General features: G+C 68.0%; 13 protein-coding genes, 1 pseudogene, 3 CRISPR repeat arrays and 1 other annotated feature. Of the genes and pseudogenes, 12 read left to right on the forward strand and 2 right to left on the reverse strand.

Annotated features, from left to right (window positions below; genetic code table 11):
- Positions 1–76 precede the first annotated feature (76 nt).
- On the reverse strand, positions 77–661 hold the full coding sequence (locus CLV63_RS32360; protein WP_170134412.1) for an IS3 family transposase: 585 nt from the start codon (positions 659–661) through the stop codon (positions 77–79).
- An 11-nt stretch (positions 662–672) separates the two neighbouring features.
- On the reverse strand, positions 673–1,155 hold the full coding sequence (locus CLV63_RS32365; RefSeq protein WP_106587060.1) for a helix-turn-helix domain-containing protein: 483 nt from the start codon (positions 1,153–1,155) through the stop codon (positions 673–675).
- A gap of 482 nt (positions 1,156–1,637) precedes the next feature.
- On the opposite strand from CLV63_RS32365, the gene CLV63_RS32375 reads away from it, so the two are divergent.
- From CLV63_RS32375 to CLV63_RS32425, 12 genes and pseudogenes are all read left to right on the forward strand, one after another.
- Positions 1,638–2,348, forward strand: a complete 711-nt coding sequence (locus tag CLV63_RS32375; RefSeq protein ID WP_281260785.1) for a DUF2637 domain-containing protein — start codon at positions 1,638–1,640, stop codon at positions 2,346–2,348.
- Between the two features lie 171 nt (positions 2,349–2,519).
- A CRISPR array of direct repeats spans positions 2,520–2,854; the repeat unit is 29 nt.
- 227 nt (positions 2,855–3,081) lie between these two features.
- On the forward strand, positions 3,082–3,810 hold the full coding sequence (locus tag CLV63_RS32380) for a DUF2637 domain-containing protein (protein ID WP_245929291.1): 729 nt from the start codon (positions 3,082–3,084) through the stop codon (positions 3,808–3,810).
- A gap of 126 nt (positions 3,811–3,936) precedes the next feature.
- A CRISPR array of direct repeats spans positions 3,937–6,132; the repeat unit is 29 nt; unit sequence CCGCTCTCCACGCCCGTGGAGGTGAACCG.
- Positions 6,133–6,299: 167 nt separating this feature from the next.
- On the forward strand, positions 6,300–9,086 hold the full coding sequence (gene cas3 / locus CLV63_RS32385) for a CRISPR-associated helicase Cas3' (protein ID WP_211301589.1): 2,787 nt from the start codon (positions 6,300–6,302) through the stop codon (positions 9,084–9,086).
- Positions 9,087–9,128: 42 nt separating this feature from the next.
- Positions 9,129–9,299: a hypothetical protein gene (locus CLV63_RS33935; RefSeq protein ID WP_170134413.1), complete on the forward strand. Its 171-nt coding sequence runs from the start codon at positions 9,129–9,131 to the stop codon at positions 9,297–9,299.
- 406 nt (positions 9,300–9,705) lie between these two features.
- Positions 9,706–11,262 carry a type I-E CRISPR-associated protein Cse1/CasA gene (gene casA, locus CLV63_RS32390; RefSeq protein WP_106587064.1) on the forward strand — a complete coding sequence of 519 codons (1,557 nt, stop codon included), beginning with the start codon at positions 9,706–9,708 and terminating at the stop codon, positions 11,260–11,262.
- Complete coding sequence (gene casB, locus CLV63_RS32395) at positions 11,259–11,933, forward strand: type I-E CRISPR-associated protein Cse2/CasB (RefSeq protein WP_106587065.1); 675 nt, start codon at positions 11,259–11,261, stop codon at positions 11,931–11,933. The genes casA and casB overlap by 4 nt, the downstream gene beginning before the upstream one ends.
- On the forward strand, positions 11,930–13,075 hold the full coding sequence (cas7e, locus tag CLV63_RS32400) for a type I-E CRISPR-associated protein Cas7/Cse4/CasC (RefSeq protein WP_106587066.1): 1,146 nt from the start codon (positions 11,930–11,932) through the stop codon (positions 13,073–13,075). The genes casB and cas7e overlap by 4 nt, the downstream gene beginning before the upstream one ends.
- Positions 13,072–13,821 carry a type I-E CRISPR-associated protein Cas5/CasD gene (cas5e, locus tag CLV63_RS32405; protein ID WP_106587067.1) on the forward strand — a complete coding sequence of 250 codons (750 nt, stop codon included), beginning with the start codon at positions 13,072–13,074 and terminating at the stop codon, positions 13,819–13,821. Before cas7e ends, cas5e begins: the two co-directional genes overlap by 4 nt.
- A complete protein-coding gene (gene cas6e / locus CLV63_RS32410; RefSeq protein WP_106587068.1) occupies positions 13,818–14,456 on the forward strand; it encodes a type I-E CRISPR-associated protein Cas6/Cse3/CasE in 639 nt (212 codons plus the stop codon). The genes cas5e and cas6e overlap by 4 nt, the downstream gene beginning before the upstream one ends.
- Before the next feature lie 6 nt (positions 14,457–14,462).
- Positions 14,463–15,437 carry a type I-E CRISPR-associated endonuclease Cas1e gene (cas1e, locus tag CLV63_RS32415; RefSeq protein WP_245929294.1) on the forward strand — a complete coding sequence of 325 codons (975 nt, stop codon included), beginning with the start codon at positions 14,463–14,465 and terminating at the stop codon, positions 15,435–15,437.
- A 15-nt stretch (positions 15,438–15,452) separates the two neighbouring features.
- Complete coding sequence (gene cas2e / locus CLV63_RS32420) at positions 15,453–15,749, forward strand: type I-E CRISPR-associated endoribonuclease Cas2e (protein WP_245929296.1); 297 nt, start codon at positions 15,453–15,455, stop codon at positions 15,747–15,749.
- Between the two features lie 18 nt (positions 15,750–15,767).
- Positions 15,768–16,040: direct repeats of the CRISPR family, unit length 29 nt; unit sequence CTGCTCTCCACGCGGGTGGAGGTGAACCG.
- 61 nt (positions 16,041–16,101) lie between these two features.
- Positions 16,102–16,505 (forward strand): annotated as a pseudogene (locus CLV63_RS32425) (transposase); the annotation flags it as partial.
- Positions 16,380–16,493, forward strand: a sequence feature (AL1L pseudoknot). Its footprint overlaps the pseudogene before it by 114 nt.

Below are 16,505 nucleotides of genomic sequence, written 5' to 3' on the forward strand. Positions count from 1 at the left end.
CGCGTTCACGCAGCTCAGCGGGGTATTTCCTCGGTGCTGGCATGTCTCTCATCCTTCCCAGGTTTGAGAGCCTCCATCACACCCGGCACGAAACAAATCCCTGGTCGGAGTGGACCAACGGCATCTGGCCAGGAGTCAGCGTCCCCAACGCCGCACGCAAGGAAGCGTTCGTCAACTCCAGGCTCGGTGACAACCCCGCCGTGTAGGCGATGATCTGCCGATCGAACAGGTCCATGACCGGTGACAGATACACCTTGCGGTCCGCGACCACGAACTCGGTCACGTCGGTCACCCACTTCTGGTTCGGCCCTTGGGCCGTGAAGTCACGCTCCAGCAGGTTCGGAGCCGCCTCGCCTGTCCGGCCCCGATAGGAGTTGTAGGGGCGCTGGCGGCGCACCCGGCAGACCAGGCCGAGCTGGCCCATCAGCTTCAGCACGGTCTTCTTCGCGACCTTCCACCCCTTTTTGCGGAGCCGGTCATGGATACGGCGATGCCCGTAACGTCCCTTGTTGTGCTCGAAGAGATGCGTTATGTCGGCCTTGAGCGCGGCGCGGGGGTCTGGGGCATGGAGTCGGGCCTGGTGGTAGAAGAACGTGGAGCGGGCCAGACCAGCGACCTGAAGCAGCACCTGAAGGCGGTGTTCGGCTTTGAGAGAGACCACAGCCAGGACCTTCACTCTGGTGGGTGTTCCCTCAAGGCCCGCACTTTTCCCAGGTAGGCGTTCTGGGCGCGCAGGAACTCGTTCTCACGGCGCAGTCGCTCCAGTTCCGTCTCCGGCTCTGGCGGTGCGCTCTTGGGCGGGCGTCCTGGCTGCTTGGGACGCAACCCGTCCTCGCCCTGGTCGCGGTAGGTGCGCGCCCAGGTTTCCAGCAGTGTGGGTGAGGATAGCTCGAGTTCCTGGGCCAGTTCGGTCTTGAGTTCGCCGGTCAGGAAGCGGCGCACCGCCTCGATCTTGAACTCGAAGGAGTAGGACTTCTTCGCCTGTTTGGCCACCAGCGCTCCCGGGCCGTGGATCCGCCACCGTTGGTACAGGCGCCGGATCGGTCCCCGGGGTAATCCCAGCGTGGTCGCTACCGATCTATCGGCCATGCCCTGCTCGAACCACGCTATCGCGGTCTCGCGTTGGGAGGGGGTGAGCGTGCTGCTCGCTCTCATGGGACTGCTCCCTGGTCGATGGGCCTGGGTTTCCAGTCCAACTTCCAGGGAGCAGTTCAGTCCGAGTGGCCCCCGAGATGTTGGACGCGATCCCCGTCCAAGCAGTGGAGTTGGACAAGGTGCCGGAAGAGGTACTGAGACGGCTGTTCGAAGCCTTCCGCCTGGAACTGACCTATGACAAGTGGGCCAACCACGTGCACATCAGGGTCACCCTCGCGGCGGAGAGCCTGGACGAGTCGGTCCGAGCGGCCCAACGGGTCGCCGACCCCGGAGAAGGATCAGAAATGAAGAGATGGGAACCCTCGAAGAGTGTTCCCATCTGCGAAGTGCCCCCTGCGGGGCGCGGCGCAGTAGGGAACGGCGCTCAACTCGTCATCGAGGAGCATGTGGAGCTCCCGGCGTCCCGTCGGGGAGTTCGCCCGTCCGGGAACGGACGGTGAGGCGCGGTGGAGTCGTCTCGCTGGTCTCGGTGGATCACGATCTTGGCGGTACTGCTGCTGGCGGTAATCGCGGCGGTGGTGTCCTATGCGCACATGTTCGACCTGGCGCAGCGCCATGGCGAACCCCGGTGGCGGGCGGCGCTGTTCCCGCTGTCGGTGGACGGCATGATCGTCGCCTCCTCGATGGCGCTGCTGGCTGATGCCCGCCATGGCCGGCGCGGGGGAGTGCTGCCGTGGACGCTGCTGATACTGGGCAGCGTCGCGTCCCTGGCGGCGAACGTCGCGGTCGCCGACCCCACCGTGTGGTCGCGGGTCATCCACGCCTGGCCCAGCTTCGCGCTGATGGGTGCGTATGAGTTGCTCATGCGCGAGTTCCGCATCGACGCCGAAGGCGCACGCATAGCGATCGCATCCGATGAGCAGTCCCCGGCTGCGGAACGATCCGAGCTCGCTCATACGAGTGAGGCCGATGGCGACCCGGCGCACGAAGGGCGGGAGGGGCGTGCGCGGCTTCGGGTAGTCGGAGCGAGGAGCGAGGAGGCTGATGGTGTCGCCATTGAGGTCGCGGGGTCTTTCGAGGCGGTGCCGCAGGTGCAGGTGGAGGCATGGTGTTGGGCGCTGGATAACCGTCGAGAGGACGGTTCGCTTCCCTCGGGCCGCGAGATCGCGGCCCGCTTCGATCACAAGGAGCGCTGGGGTCGGCTGATCAAGCAGTGGGGGCAGCAGGGACGCTTCGATGGCGTAGCGGTGTGACTGCCCTCTGTTGGTGCGGTTAGAAAGGAACGGTGGCCAACTCGTCATCGAGGATTGCGTGGAGCTGTCGGCGTCCGGTCGGGCTGTCCGCCCGTCCAGGGACGGGCGTCAGTGTCAGCGCTGTGCCGAACCGAACGGTATTCTAGCCGTGCATAGTTGCAGGTCGCGAAGCCGCTCTCCACAGGCGTGGAGGTGAACCGCCCACGGCGACTCACGAGAACCTGACCCTCGGCCGCTCTCCACAGGCGTGGAGGTAAACCGATCCGGGTGGTCCTGCCCGCCGGAGGTGCGACCCGCTCTCCACAGGCGTGGAGGTGAACCGGAGTTCGCGCGCTTCCACGGGGCTCGCTACGCCCGCTCTCCACAGGCGTGGAGGTGAACCGTCGGGGAACGCGCGGGGGGCGTCGTTGACCGGCCGCTCTCCACAGGCGTGGAGATGAACCGTATGAGCAGGTCGACCGCACAGGGCGAAGGTACTGCTCTCCACGCGGGTGGAGGTGAACCGGACGATTCCGCGTTCCGGGGGGTGCCTACCGCTGCCTACTACCCCGTGAAACGAGTCGTGCGAGCTAAGGCAAAGCTCAACTCGCACGATATGTACAAAGGGTCGTGTCCGAGGGGCGAGTCGACCCTTACGTACATGTCCCTGACGCTGTCCGCGGACCTGGCGCTGGACGGGCGGTGACCTGGGATGGGTTCTTCCCGCTGGTCCCGCTGGACGACCATCGCCGCCGTGCTGGTGCTGGCCGTCATCGCGGCCGTCGTCTCGTACAGCCACATGTTCGAGTTGGCCCAGCGCCATGGCGAACCGCCGTGGCGCGCGGCGCTATTCCCGCTGTCGGTCGACGGCATGATCGTCGCCTCCTCCATGGCGCTACTGGCCGATGCAAGGCATGGCCGGCGCGGCGGCCTGCTGCCGTGGACACAGCTCGTCCTCGGCAGTGTCGCGTCGCTTGCGGCGAACATCGCGGTCGCTGACCCAACCCTGTGGTCCCGCGTTATCCACGCCTGGCCGTCGTTCGCCTTGCTGGGCGCGTATGAGTTGCTCATGCGCGAGTTCCGCATCGACGCCCATGGCGCACGGACAGCGATCGCACCTGATGAGCAATCGGTTCGCACCGCACAGGTTGAGGCCGCCATGACCGAGTCACCCGAGCAACCGGGGAGCGAAGGCAAGCCCGGCACCGGTGGGGGAACTCGACCGCGGCTTCACGTGGTGGAGGCGCGGACTCAGGGCACGGCAGGGATTACCGCCGAGGGGGCGGATCCTTCCGAGGTGGTACCGCAGGTCCAGTTGGAGGCATGGAGTTGGGCGCTGGACAACCGCCGTGAAGACGGCTCGCTTCGATCACAAGGAGCGCTGGGGGCGGTTGATCAAGCAGTGGGGGAAACGGGGGCGCTTCGATGGCGTGGCGGTGTGAGTGCCCTCTGCGGGGCGCGGCGCAGAGGGGGCGATGGCTGATTCGTCACCGAGGAGCGAGCGGAACTTCCGGAGTCCGGACGTGGCGGCCGCCCGCCCTGGGGCTGGCGTCACCGCTGTACCGAACCGAACGGTATTCTAGCAGTGCAAAGTTGCAGGTCGCGAAGTCCGCTCTCCACGCCCGTGGAGGTGAACCGAAAGACCCCCGGCATTGAGCCGGGGGTCTTCTCCGCTCTCCACGCCCGTGGAGGTGAACCGCCCACGTCCGCCTCGTCGGGCGCGGAATCACCCCGCTCTCCACGCCCGTGGAGGTGAACCGGGTGTAGTCACCTCCGCGCCGAGGTGATGTTCCCGCTCTCCACGCCCGTGGAGGTGAACCGCCGTCGTCGGCGCCGCGGACCTGTTCGACCTGCCGCTCTCCACGCCCGTGGAGGTGAACCGATGAAGAACGGCAAAGTCCAACCGTTCCTCGACCGCTCTCCACGCCCGTGGAGGTGAACCGTAGCTGGTCGAGAGCTGATACGGCGACCCGTCCCGCTCTCCACGCCCGTGGAGGTGAACCGCTCGCGCGCGACTCCTCGGCCAAAGACGTGTCCCGCTCTCCACGCCCGTGGAGGTGAACCGCGGGGTGCTCGCGTCACGCGTGTCTGTCACATCCGCTCTCCACGCCCGTGGAGGTGAACCGGCCCCGCATGCTCGCTGTACTCGATTTCGTCGCCGCTCTCCACGCCCGTGGAGGTGAACCGCTCGCGGCGGCGGAGGAGTCGTGGGAGTCCGCCCGCTCTCCACGCCCGTGGAGGTGAACCGTACCGGTGCCGGTGCAGGACTGCGACGTGGTGCCGCTCTCCACGCCCGTGGAGGTGAACCGGGCCAGTTGGAGATCCAGGGCATCACCGGCTGCCGCTCTCCACGCCCGTGGAGGTGAACCGACCGCAGCACGCCGCGCTCCGGCGAAGAAGGACCGCTCTCCACGCCCGTGGAGGTGAACCGGTCGGGCTGCCGTCGTGACCCCCTTCGAGCGGCCGCTCTCCACGCCCGTGGAGGTGAACCGCGTTGCCCCAGAGGTTCTTGTGCACGTAGGTGCCGCTCTCCACGCCCGTGGAGGTGAACCGAGCGTCGGACCCGAATTGCTTCGCTCGCTGGCCCGCTCTCCACGCCCGTGGAGGTGAACCGGGGCGGTGTCGGTCCAACTGAGCGTGCTGTCGCCGCTCTCCACGCCCGTGGAGGTGAACCGGGCTTGATCGAGCTGGTGACGATGCCGCTGATCCGCTCTCCACGCCCGTGGAGGTGAACCGCGCACCGCCCTCCGCGACCGGTACCGCCGCATCCGCTCTCCACGCCCGTGGAGGTGAACCGGCCGCGCTGTCCCAGGTCAAGGGCCTGGGCACCCGCTCTCCACGCCCGTGGAGGTGAACCGGCCGTCGACGCCGACCGCTCCCGCGTGGAGCACCGCTCTCCACGCCCGTGGAGGTGAACCGAGCAGCGACGTCTTCAATGGCCATCGCTAGAGCCGCTCTCCACGCCCGTGGAGGTGAACCGGTGGCGAGGCCGCTAGTGCTCATGATCGACTGCCGCTCTCCACGCCCGTGGAGGTGAACCGTCGGCCGGGCCCCAGATCTTGACCCCGGCGGCCCGCTCTCCACGCCCGTGGAGGTGAACCATGCTGACCGGGAACCTGGGCACCTCCTACTCCCCGCTCTCCACGCCCGTGGAGGTGAACCGCCGGACACGGTGGTGGAGGTGAACCGGTGCGCGCACGCGGCTCATCGGTACCGTTCTCGGACCACCGCTCTCCACGCCCGTGGAGGTGAACCGCGCGGAGGTGTTCTCCGGACAGGTCGTACATGCCGCTCTCCACGCCCGTGGAGGTGAACCGGCCGGGGTCGTGCGCATCACCGCCGACAACTGCCGCTCTCCACGCCCGTGGAGGTGAACCGGGGACGGGCTGATCTCCGTCGTCAAGCGGCGACCGCTCTCCACGCCCGTGGAGGTGAACCGGTCACGGTCATGGCGGTCCTTCCGGGAGGGCGCCGCTCTCCACGCCCGTGGAGGTGAACCGAACGCCTGCACCATGGACGGGCGCAGCACCGCCCGCTCTCCACGCCCGTGGAGGTGAACCGCGGTAGTTCGTCGGCCACGGGATCGGGTTCAGCCGCTCTCCACGCCCGTGGAGGTGAACCGCAGTCCGCCCGCACCCGCTGGCCCGGCGCGGTCCGCTCTCCACGCCCGTGGAGGTGAGCCGTCCGGCGGCATGGAGATGTCGCTGTACGCTGGCCGCTCTCCACGCCCGTGGAGGTGAACCGCTCGGTCAATCGGCTCGCAGTGAGATCGCCGCCCGCTCTCCACGCCCGTGGAGGTGAATGAAGCACGGTTCGATTCGTAAGAGTGCAGCGCCTTCGCAGGGCGTGATCCTGTAGGTGTTTCGATCGGAACCAGAACTCTTCCCCGCAGAGCCCTGCGATTCTCCTGGCCCATTTGTCACTGCCCACGGTTAAGGTCGGCGAAATCCATCACCAGGGAATGGGGCACGCGTGGACGGATGGGAGAAGGCTGGTCGCCATGAGGTTGATCTGTTGCTGTGGGGCAAGTCGAGAGGACTCGACGGCAGCCAGTACCCACTGATCTGCCACCTGCTCGACGCAGCCGCCGTGATGCGGGTCCTGTGGTGCGAGGTGATATCCGCAGGATTGCGTGCGCAACTTGCTGAGCAAATGGGTGTAACGGAGGAAAACGCTGGCCGACTGTTGGAATTCTGGGCTGGTCTGCATGACATCGGTAAGATCACCCCGGCTTTCCAACGCCAGGTGTGGGTGCCACCCGGTTATCCGCAAGGCCCGGGCGATCTCCCAAGGGGACACGATTTCGCGGCCCACCTCTGGTTGGCGAGCGCGCTCCGCCAGGCGGGCTATGCCGATGAGAGGCGCGCACCCGTCGCCCGCCTGGTCGCCCAACTTCTCGGTGGCCACCACGGTTGCTTTCACAGCGTGGACCCGGGTGACACGCGCCTGGAGAAACGCCCGTTCATTGGAATCGGCAACGGCCCTTGGGACGAGCAGCGCGTCGCTGCGTTCGATGCAGTGCATACGATCCTGGACGCCCCCGAGCCTCCACCGAATCTCGGAGGCGACACGGCCGCCGTGGCCTGCGCTCTGATCATCCTCTCGGACTGGCTCGCCAGTCAGATCAGCTTCGTCAAGCGGCAACTCGTCCAACTGCCGGACAGCGGTCGGGTGGAAGATCTTCAGTCGTTCTTCCACCGGTCCCTGGCGCAAGCACCCGCACTGCTCTCGAACGCAGGTCTAACCCGATTGCGACTGCGGGCCGGCACGTTCGGGGAGGAGTTCCCATTCGAGCCCAACGCTCTACAGTCCACGATCGCCGAGGAACTTCCGGCACTGGTGACCGGACCGGGTCTGCTCATGGTCGCGGCTCCCATGGGGATCGGGAAGACCGAGGTCGCCTTCCATGCCGCGCGCATCATGGGGCATGCCGCGGGCACATCAGGGATCTTCGTCGCCCTTCCGACCATGGCGACCGCCGACCAAATGTATGAGCGCCTGGCCGCCTACCTCCGCAACCGGAGCCTCGATCCCACCGGCCTCACCCTGCTTCACGGCATGGCGTGGTTGAGCCCGCTCATGTCCATGGTCAGCGAGGAGCACGCTGAAGGCGTCGGGGACATCACCAGCGAGGACGACACGGTGCACCTCGCCGTGGCCGAGTGGCTGCTCGGCGCCAAACGCGGCATCCTCGCCCCCGCCGCCGTGGGAACCATCGACCAGGCGCTGATGGCGGTGCTTCCGGTACGCCACAACGTGCTGCGGATGCTGGGCCTTGCGCAGAAGACCGTCATCATCGACGAGGTTCACGCGTTCAGCCCGTACATGCGCAGGCTTCTGGTCATCCTGCTGAGCTGGCTCGGCCGGCTGGGTGCACCCGTCGTTCTGCTCTCGGCCACGCTGCCCAAGCACGTGGCGCGGGAACTGTATACGGCCTACCTCGGGCGCGCCCCCGAGAGCGCCGAGGCTCTGGACCTTGCACAGCACTATCCCGGCTGGACCTATGCGCAGCGCGACATGCCGACCCCCATCTCCACCGCCGTAGCGGTACCACAGGAGGACCGGCGTGAACTCGCGGTGACACTGCGGCCGGTCGATGTGAGCCAGCGCGACGGCAAGGACATGGTCGACCGGATGCCTGCACTTCGGGATGAACTGCGTCGGCTGATCGACGAGGGGGGCTGTGCCGCGGTCATCTGCACCACGGTGGACCAAGCACAAGAGACCTATCGTGACCTGCGCGCATGGTTCGACCAGAGGAAGACGGACGGGAGCGCGTCCCCCGAGTTGCGCCTGCTGCACTCCCGGTTCCCAGTGGGGCAAAGAGCGCGCATCACCCACGACGTCATCACAACGTACGGCCCTAATGGCGATCGGCGCCGCCCCTCGGTCCTGGTGGCGACCCAGGTCATCGAGCAAAGCCTTGATATTGACTTCGATCTCATGATAAGTGACCTCGCTCCGATCGAACTTCTACTTCAACGCTCGGGCCGCGCCCACCGCCACAAGAGCAACGACGCATCCCGCCCGGAGTGGGCCGCGACGCCGCGGCTCGTCGTCCTGACCGCTCCCGGCGAGGACACTCCGCGCGTACCGAAGCCCTGGACCCGCGTCTACCCCCACGCCTCACTCATCCGCGCCCAGCGCCTCCTGAGTAGGCGTGAAGACAAGCCGATCAGTATCCCCGACGACGTCCAGGACCTTGTCGACGCCGCGAGCCCAGGAGACGGCATTGGAGCACCGGACCCGCTGCTGGACGGATTCGAGTCCGCGGAGGTGGAACGCATCAGCGCAGGTTTCGTGGAGGTACAGGCCGCCGAGATGATCGGCATCGCCACCCCTGACGGATTGACGAACCTGTATTCGCTCACCGATCGGGAGATCACCGAGGAGCTGATCTCCACCCGGTTCGACGCCGATTCGGAGCGCGTGCTGCCGTACTTCATCGGTGAGGACGGGGACTACCACCTCGGGGGGCCCGACGGGCCGATGGTGCCTGTGGTGCCCGGTGCCGGCCGACGCTTCACTCGCGAGCAGTGCGCCGAGGTGATCAACCACACCATCCCGTTGCGGGCTTCACTGCTCCAAGGACGGAGCGAGGCGAACATGCCGCCTGAGGCGTGGAGCAACGACGTCCACCTGCGCAACCTGGTCCTGCTGCCCCATCGGGTGGACGCAGACGGTCAGCCCGTCGGCCCAGTGCTCGGCGACCAGCGGTTGACGCTCCACCTCGACGTCGGCCTTACCACGAGTTTTTAATTAAGTCCTACCGCTCTTAATTGGAGATGCCATCCTTGAGTCATGAAGCCGCAATCAGCCCCAGCCCAGCCTGCGCAGGGCCTCACCCTGCCCACCGTGTTGCAGATGCTCGGCCGCCAACTATCGAAGGCAGGCCGAACGTTCCACCTGCTGTTCACGGGCTCACTGCTGGGGGGCATCACCTCGGAGGTGTTCCGGCACCTCATCAACTGACACTCGGGTTGGGGCCCGCCTCAAGCGGGTCCCAACCACCTCCACCCACGTGGAGAACCAGTGATAACCACGCACAGGTGGCGGCCTCCCGCTCGGTTCACCTCCGCATTGCGGAGAACACCTGCGGATCTATCCTCCCAGGCCGCTCGGCTGAAGGAGCCTGGGGGCGAGCCGACCGCAGCACCGCGGGGAGGAGACCGCCCGAGCCGAACGGCATCCATGGACGGAGGTGGCCTCAACCGGCCAGGTTGTGAGGAGCTGGCCGCTGAACTGCGTCGTCCGCGCCTTTCTCGGTCCCGCGTCCGCGGAGAACCTGACAGCTCTGTCTGTTCTTCGTACACACCAACGATCAGTGCGGCACTCTGTCCCCACCCGCATCGGTATTGCCACCGTTCAGGAGTATGCGATGTCCTCCCCCTCCTACCTGCTCACCCGCGAGCCGTGGATTCCGGTGCGGTGGCGCGATTCGACCGCGGAACACCCGCCGGCCGTCGGCCTCACGGACCTCTTCCTGCGCGCCCACGACATCACCGACGTGAGCTTGCCGCTGCCACCCGCCGCAGCGGGGCTGATGCGCCTGCTGTATGTCATGGCCGCGGAAATCACCGGGTTGAACGCTGTCCACGTCCGCAACGACTGGCTGGATGAGCGTGACCGGAAGCTGGAGGACGGCCGCTTCTCGGAGGACCGCGTCCACGCCTACTTCGATGCCGCCTCCCGCAGCTTCGATCTGTTCGGGGGCACGGACAACCGGCCGTTCCTTCAGGACCGCCGCCTGATCGAGGAGTGCGTCGACAGCAAGGGAAACCCGGTCACCTCCGGTGTCAACAAGCTGGTCTGGGGCCGTGCGGCAGGCAACACCCAAATGTGGTTGTCCCACGACACCGACACACACCCCCGCGCGGTCCCCGCAGGCGAGGCGGCCTGGCATCTGATCGCGTGGCTCTACTACGGGCCCTCCGGCATGAGCACCCCCCGCGTCGTGGGCGCGACCAGCGCTAGGAACACCACCGCCGGCCCGCTGCGCAGCACGATCTCCTACCACCCCGTCGGCGCCAACCTGTTCGAGACGCTCATCCTCGGGATCCCCCACCTCGATACTCCCCGAGACCAAACCCCCGCGCCCTGGGATGTACCGCTCGCCCAGGACCCGCTGGGTACCCCCGAACCGCCCACCGGCTTGACCCGGTCGCTGACCGGACGATTCCGCCACGCACTCCTGCTCACCCCCGCACCCGACGGCCGGTCGGTCACCGACGCCCGCATTACCTGGGCCTGGCGCCAACCTCAAGGCGACGCCAGGGACCCCTATCTCCTCTACCAGGCGAACAAGAAGGGCGAGCAGTATGCGCGCCGGGCCGACGCCGACCGGGCCATCTGGCGCGACATCGATGCCCTGGTGCGCAAGAACCCCGGGGACAGCGACGAGCGACGCCCCGACATCATCGACGACCTGAACGAGCTCTACGACAGCGCGTCCTACGCTGCGCGCGCCGACCGCGTGCGAGTCCGCGCCTTCGGGTTCGACCAGGACGGACAGGCCCGCGACCGCCAGTACTTCACCGCAGTCACCCCGCCGGTCCTCGCTTACCTGGAGGAGCGGAACCCTGAGCTGTCCGGGCGGATCAAGCAGACCCGCAAACACGCCGAACAGGTCGGGCGGAACCTGACAAAGGCGCTGGTGCGTGCGTGGCGCGATGTGACCGGCAGCGGTGAGGTCAAAGCGCCCTGGTCGGGGACCGGCGAGGCCCGGTACTGGAGCGCGGCGGAACGACGGTTCTGGCAGCTCGCCGCGGCAGTCGAGACGCCCGCGCGGATCCGCAACGAGTTCATCCGCATCGCGCTGGACGCCTATGAGAAGGCCACCGCGGCCTACACCCACGACCCGCGCCACGTGACCGCCATCGAGAACAGCCGCACGCAGATCCTGACCGGCTGGCAACGCGAACAGGAGCAGGAATGAACGCGCCCCCGCACACCCGTGAGGCCCAGCGCGAGATCCGCACCGGCGCCGAAAAGCTGGTCGCTTACGTGCGCGGCAACCTCGACATCCCGGCGCCACGCTCGGAGATGCGCCAAGCACTGGGCATGGCCCCCTCCGACCCACGGTGCTGGCACGCCTACCGCCACACCGAGCCCTTCCTGCCCGGCCGACGCGACGACACGGTCGAATGGGCGTTCCTGGCCGTGGCGGCGATGATGGCGTCCCAACCGCCGACCGCGCGCTCCCAGGACCGCGGCCGCGGCCCTGGCACCGACGACTCCGACACCGCCCAGGTGCCGGGTGAGCCCGCCTCGCCCTTCACCGGGAACCTCGGTGTCGCCGTGGCACACGCCGTCGACTACCGCGCCATCGCCGATGCGACCGCGCAGGGACGCCTGCACCAGTTGTGCCGCCAGAACGCATCCGGGCTCCACCGCCAACTGCCGCGGATGATCGTGCAGCTGCGCAACCATCTGATCCGGGTCGACTGGGTGCAACTCGCCTGCGACCTCGCGGACTGGGAGTACGACCACGACCGGGTCGTGAAGAACTGGTTGCAGGGCTACCACCGCACCCGCGCACGGCTCATCGCCAAGCGTAAGGCTGACCGCATGACCTCCACCCCTACCGACACTGATGAGGACGCATGAGCACCCCCCGATTCATCGACATCCACGCGTTGCAGACCATGCCCTACTCCAACCTCAACCGCGATGACCAGGGAGCACCCAAGACCGTGCTGTTCGGCGGTGCCGAGCGCACACGGATCTCCAGCCAGAGTTGGAAGCGCGTCGTGCGCCACCGGGTGGAGCACGTGCTCGGCGACACCGCGGTGCGCACCCGCCGGGTGGTCCGCGGCGTCGCCGAACGCCTGCAACGCCAGGGCTGGGCGGCGGAGGAGGCCGAGGCGGCCGGGCGCCAGGTCGCGCGCTCGGCCGGCAACGGCATCAAACTGGAACGCAGCAAGGACGAGAACGACCAGGAGATCCTGACCACCTCGGTCCTGCTGTACCTGCCCGAAGCCGGCATGGACGAGTTGACGGCGGTCGCCGCCGCGCACCGCGAGGAGGTCGTGGCCGAAGAGGCCAAACCGGAGGGCAAGCGCAAGGGCGTGCTGCCCGGCGAGGAGATCGCCGAGATCCTCGGCCGCCGCAGCGCCGCCATCAACCTGTTCGGGCGCATGCTCGCCGAGTTGCCCGGGGCCAACGTCGACGGGGCCGTGCAGTTCGCCCACGCCTTCACCACCCACGGCACCAACGTGGAGTACGACTTCTTCGCCGCGGTCGACGACGTTGAGCAGCAGCTGGGCATTCCCGGCAGCGGGCACATCAACACCGCCATGTTCAGCGCCGGGACCTTCTACCGCTACGCCAACATCGACCTGCGCGGGCTCGCCGCCAACCTCGGTGAGGACCCCGCGACCGGCCGCGAACTCCTCACCGCGTTCCTCAACGCGTTCATCACCTCCCTGCCCACCGGCAAGGCCACCGCGACCGCACCCTCCGGCGTGCCCGACCTGGTGCATATCGCCGTGCGCGACGACCGCCCGCTCTCCCTCGCCTCGGCCTTCGAAGCGCCCATCCGCCCCGCGGAAGGCCACTTCGCCCCCTCTCTGGCCGCGATCGACGCCTACGCAGAGTCGGCCAATGCCCTGCTGGGCGCCGACCACCGGCTCTGGGCCGGGCACACCCTCGCCGGCGGCGACAAGCCCACCCGCCTCGGTACCCGCCACGCCTCCTACGAGGCGCTCGTCGGTGCCGCCGTCGCCACCTGGAGCGAGGGGTCTGCATGAGCGGGCTGCTGCTTCGCCTGGCCGCCCCGATGCAGTCCTGGGGCGAACACAGCGCATTCGGCGAGCGTGACACCCAGAACGTCCCGACCCGCTCCGGGCTGCTCGGACTGATCGCCGCCGCGCACGGCATCGAGCGCGGGCAACCGCTCGGCGAGTTGCACCGGCTCACCTTCACGGTGCGCGTCGACCGGCCCGGGGTGCGGATGGTGGACTTCCACACCATCGGCGGCGGCCTGCCCCGCACACGCGGCGTGCTCACCGCCGACGGCAAGCGACAGAGCGCGGCCACCGCCACCATCGTCACCCGCCGCCACTACCTCAGCGACGCGGTCTTCGTCGCTGCCGTCGAAGGCCCCGACGAGACTGTCGCCGCGACCGAGGCCGCGCTGCGGGCACCGCGGTGGCAGCCCTTCCTGGGCCGGCGCTCGTGCCCGCCCGAGCAGCCCCTGCTCCTCGGTGGTGTGGTCGAGGACCCGGTCGCCCGGCTCCACCGGGAGGTGCCCATCGCGCGGCGTGCGCCCAACGGAGAGGCCGAACTCGACTTCGTCTACGAGGGAGAGCACGAGGACGCCTTCGAGCGCAGCGAACTCTACGACGTCCCCACCGAGTTCACCCGGCACGACCGCCGCTACCGGCCCCGCCCCGTCAGCGTCGTCACCACCCGTATCCCCCGGGATCTGTTCACGGCCAGCGCCGACGACTACCGCGCCGAACTCGCCACATACCTGCAAGGGGCGGCCCGATGAACGCCTGGCTGACCCAGATCACCCTCAACCACCGCCACCGGCGCAGCCATGAACTCGCCGCCGACGCCAACCTCCTGCACCGGGAGCTGATGCGCCTAGCCCCCGACGACTTGGGCGAGACCCCGCGCAGCGCCGCCGGGCTCCTCTACCGAATGGAGGAGAGCCGCACCGGGCTCAGAATCCTGGCCCAGACGCGGACACGGCCGCGCGTCGACCGGCTCAGCGACGGTCTCGCCAATGACGTCACCAGCAGAGACCTCACCCCGCTCCTCACCGGGCTGCGCCCCGGCGCCTACGTGCGCTACCGCATCGCCGCCAACCCCACCCAGCGCGTCGGCGACCCCAAAGCCGATCCCCGCAGGAAAGGCAAACTCACCGTCGTGACCGGGGAACGCGGCGACCTGTGGTGGCTGACCCGCGCCACCGCCAACGGACTGCACCCCCTCAGCCTCACCCAGACACGGCTCTCCGATACCCGCGCCGGCATGGTCGCCCACGCGGTCACCCGCTTCGACGGCCTCGCGATCATCACCGACACAGCGCTGCTACGCGACGCCGTCCTCACCGGCATCGGACGCGCGAAGTCCTACGGGTGCGGCCTGCTCAGCCTCGGCCCCGCCCGCAAACCGGAATGAGCCACCGTGACCGCCCCCTTTACCAGCGCGCGGCGCGCGCTGTCAGCACCCACCCTTGCCATGCTGCCGCGCATCGCCGATTCACTGTCGTTCCTCTACCTGGAGAACGTCCGGGTCGTCCAAGACGACACCGGGGTCTGCGCCCAAGTCGCCAAACCCGACGGCGCCATCGACCGCGTCTACCTCCCGGTCGCCTCCCTGGCCTGCGTCCTGATGGGCACCGGCACCTCGGCCACCAACCCCGCCATGGCCACTATGGCCCGCCACGGCAGCACCGTGCTGTGGACCGGCGCCGGCGCGGTGCGCATGTACTCGGCCAGCCAACCCAGCGAACTCACCACCCACTGGCTGGAACGCCAAGCCCGCGCCTGGGCCGACGACACGGCAAGGCTCGCGGTCGCGACGCGAATGTATGAGATGCGCTTCGGTGCCGGTGTCCCCGAAGGCACCACCCTCCAGCAACTCCGCGGGCTGGAAGGCCAGCGCATGAGACTGATGTATCAGATGCTGGCCGACAAGCACCGCATACGCGGCTTCAAACGCAACTACAACCCCGCGAACTGGGACGAGCAGAACCCGGTCAACCAAGCCCTCTCGGCCGCCAACACCGCCTTGTACGGCGTGGTCCACGCCGCCATCATGGCGCTGGGCTGCTCGCCCGCCCTGGGCTTCGTCCACAGCGGCAAGCAGCACGCCTTCATCTACGACGTCGCCGACCTGTACAAGGCGCAACACACCATCCCGATGGCGTTCTCCCTGCACAAGAGCGCGAACCCGGATCGTGATGCCCGACGCAACCTCCGGGAGAGCTTCCGGCTGTATCGCCTGATGCCGACCATCGTCCACGATGTCCAACGGCTCCTCGACCCCGAACTGGACGAGGAGGACTCCGAGGTCGCCGACCCGGAGCTCGTGCATCTGTGGGACCCCGATCTCGGCCCTGTCGACGCCGGCGTGAACCACGCCGAGCCGGATTGGTAGGCCCCAGTGCCCAACATGGTCGTCATCTCCACCACCGCGGTCCCCGATCACGTCCGGGGAGCCATCAGCCGCTGGCTCATCGAACCCGCCCCCGGCTTCTACGTGGGAACCGTCTCGGCCAAGGTCCGCGACATGCTGTGGGACGCGGTCAGCGCTTCTGTCGGCGAAGGGGCAGCCGTCTGTGTCCATCCCGCGGAGAACGAACAGCGCTACGTCATCAAGACGGCCGGGCAACGCCGCCGTCGAGTGACCGATCTCGAAGGACTCCAACTCGTCGCATTCATGGGCGAGAACGGTCATGTGCCTTTGTGAAACCGCAGGTCAATTAGTCTGCTCTCCACGCGGGTGGAGGTGAACCGGCCCATGCGGCGTCGGCGTGCCAGCGGCGCGCCTGCTCTCCACGCGGGTGGAGGTGAACCGAGACCTCCAGCTCGTAGACGAGGTAATGCCGGCTGCTCTCCACGCGGGTGGAGGTGAACCGAACCCCGCGCAGACCGTGCGGCGCACACAGCGCTGCTCTCCACGCGGGTGGAGGTGAACCGGGGGGACCGGCGGCCGGGAACGGACCGGCCGCCTGCTCTCCACGCGGGTGGAGGTGAACCGCCCGGTCGGTGTTTCGTGCCGGGTGTGATGGAGGCTCTCAAACCTGGGAAGGATGAGAGACATGCCAGCACCGAGGAAATACCCCGTTGAGCTGCGTGAACGCGCCACCCGCATGGCCATGGAAGCCCGCCGTGACCCGGCCAGCCGCCCCGGGGCGATCGCCCGTACCGGCGACCAACTGGGCATCAACCGCGAAACGCTGCGCACCTGGGTGAACCAGGCCGAGGTCGATGCCGGAGACCGCCCCGGCACCACCACCGACCAGGCCCAACGCCTGGCCGAACTCGAACGCGAGGTGCGCGAACTGCGGCGGGCCAACGCGATCCTGAAGTCCGCATCGGCTTTCTTCGCGGCGGAGCTCGACCGCCCACACACCAGATAGTCGCGTTCATCGATATCCACCAGCAGGAGTTCGGGGTCGAGCCGATCTGCCACGCGTTGCAGGTCGCCCCCTCCACCTACTAC

It is taken from the genome of Murinocardiopsis flavida (assembly GCF_003014485.1).
In the GTDB taxonomy this organism is placed as follows: domain Bacteria; phylum Actinomycetota; class Actinomycetes; order Streptosporangiales; family Streptosporangiaceae; genus Murinocardiopsis; species Murinocardiopsis flavida.

Coding starts and splice junctions, on each gene's coding strand:
- casA (WP_106587064.1), top strand. CDS start 9,706: ATGTCCTCCCCCTCCTACCTGCTCACCCGCGAGCCGTGGATTCCGGTG.
- cas5e (WP_106587067.1), top strand. CDS start 13,072: ATGAGCGGGCTGCTGCTTCGCCTGGCCGCCCCGATGCAGTCCTGGGGC.
- cas2e (WP_245929296.1), top strand. CDS start 15,453: ATGGTCGTCATCTCCACCACCGCGGTCCCCGATCACGTCCGGGGAGCC.
- CLV63_RS32365 (WP_106587060.1), bottom strand. CDS start 1,155: ATGAGAGCGAGCAGCACGCTCACCCCCTCCCAACGCGAGACCGCGATA.
- CLV63_RS33935 (WP_170134413.1), top strand. CDS start 9,129: ATGAAGCCGCAATCAGCCCCAGCCCAGCCTGCGCAGGGCCTCACCCTG.
- cas6e (WP_106587068.1), top strand. CDS start 13,818: ATGAACGCCTGGCTGACCCAGATCACCCTCAACCACCGCCACCGGCGC.
- casB (WP_106587065.1), top strand. CDS start 11,259: ATGAACGCGCCCCCGCACACCCGTGAGGCCCAGCGCGAGATCCGCACC.
- cas7e (WP_106587066.1), top strand. CDS start 11,930: ATGAGCACCCCCCGATTCATCGACATCCACGCGTTGCAGACCATGCCC.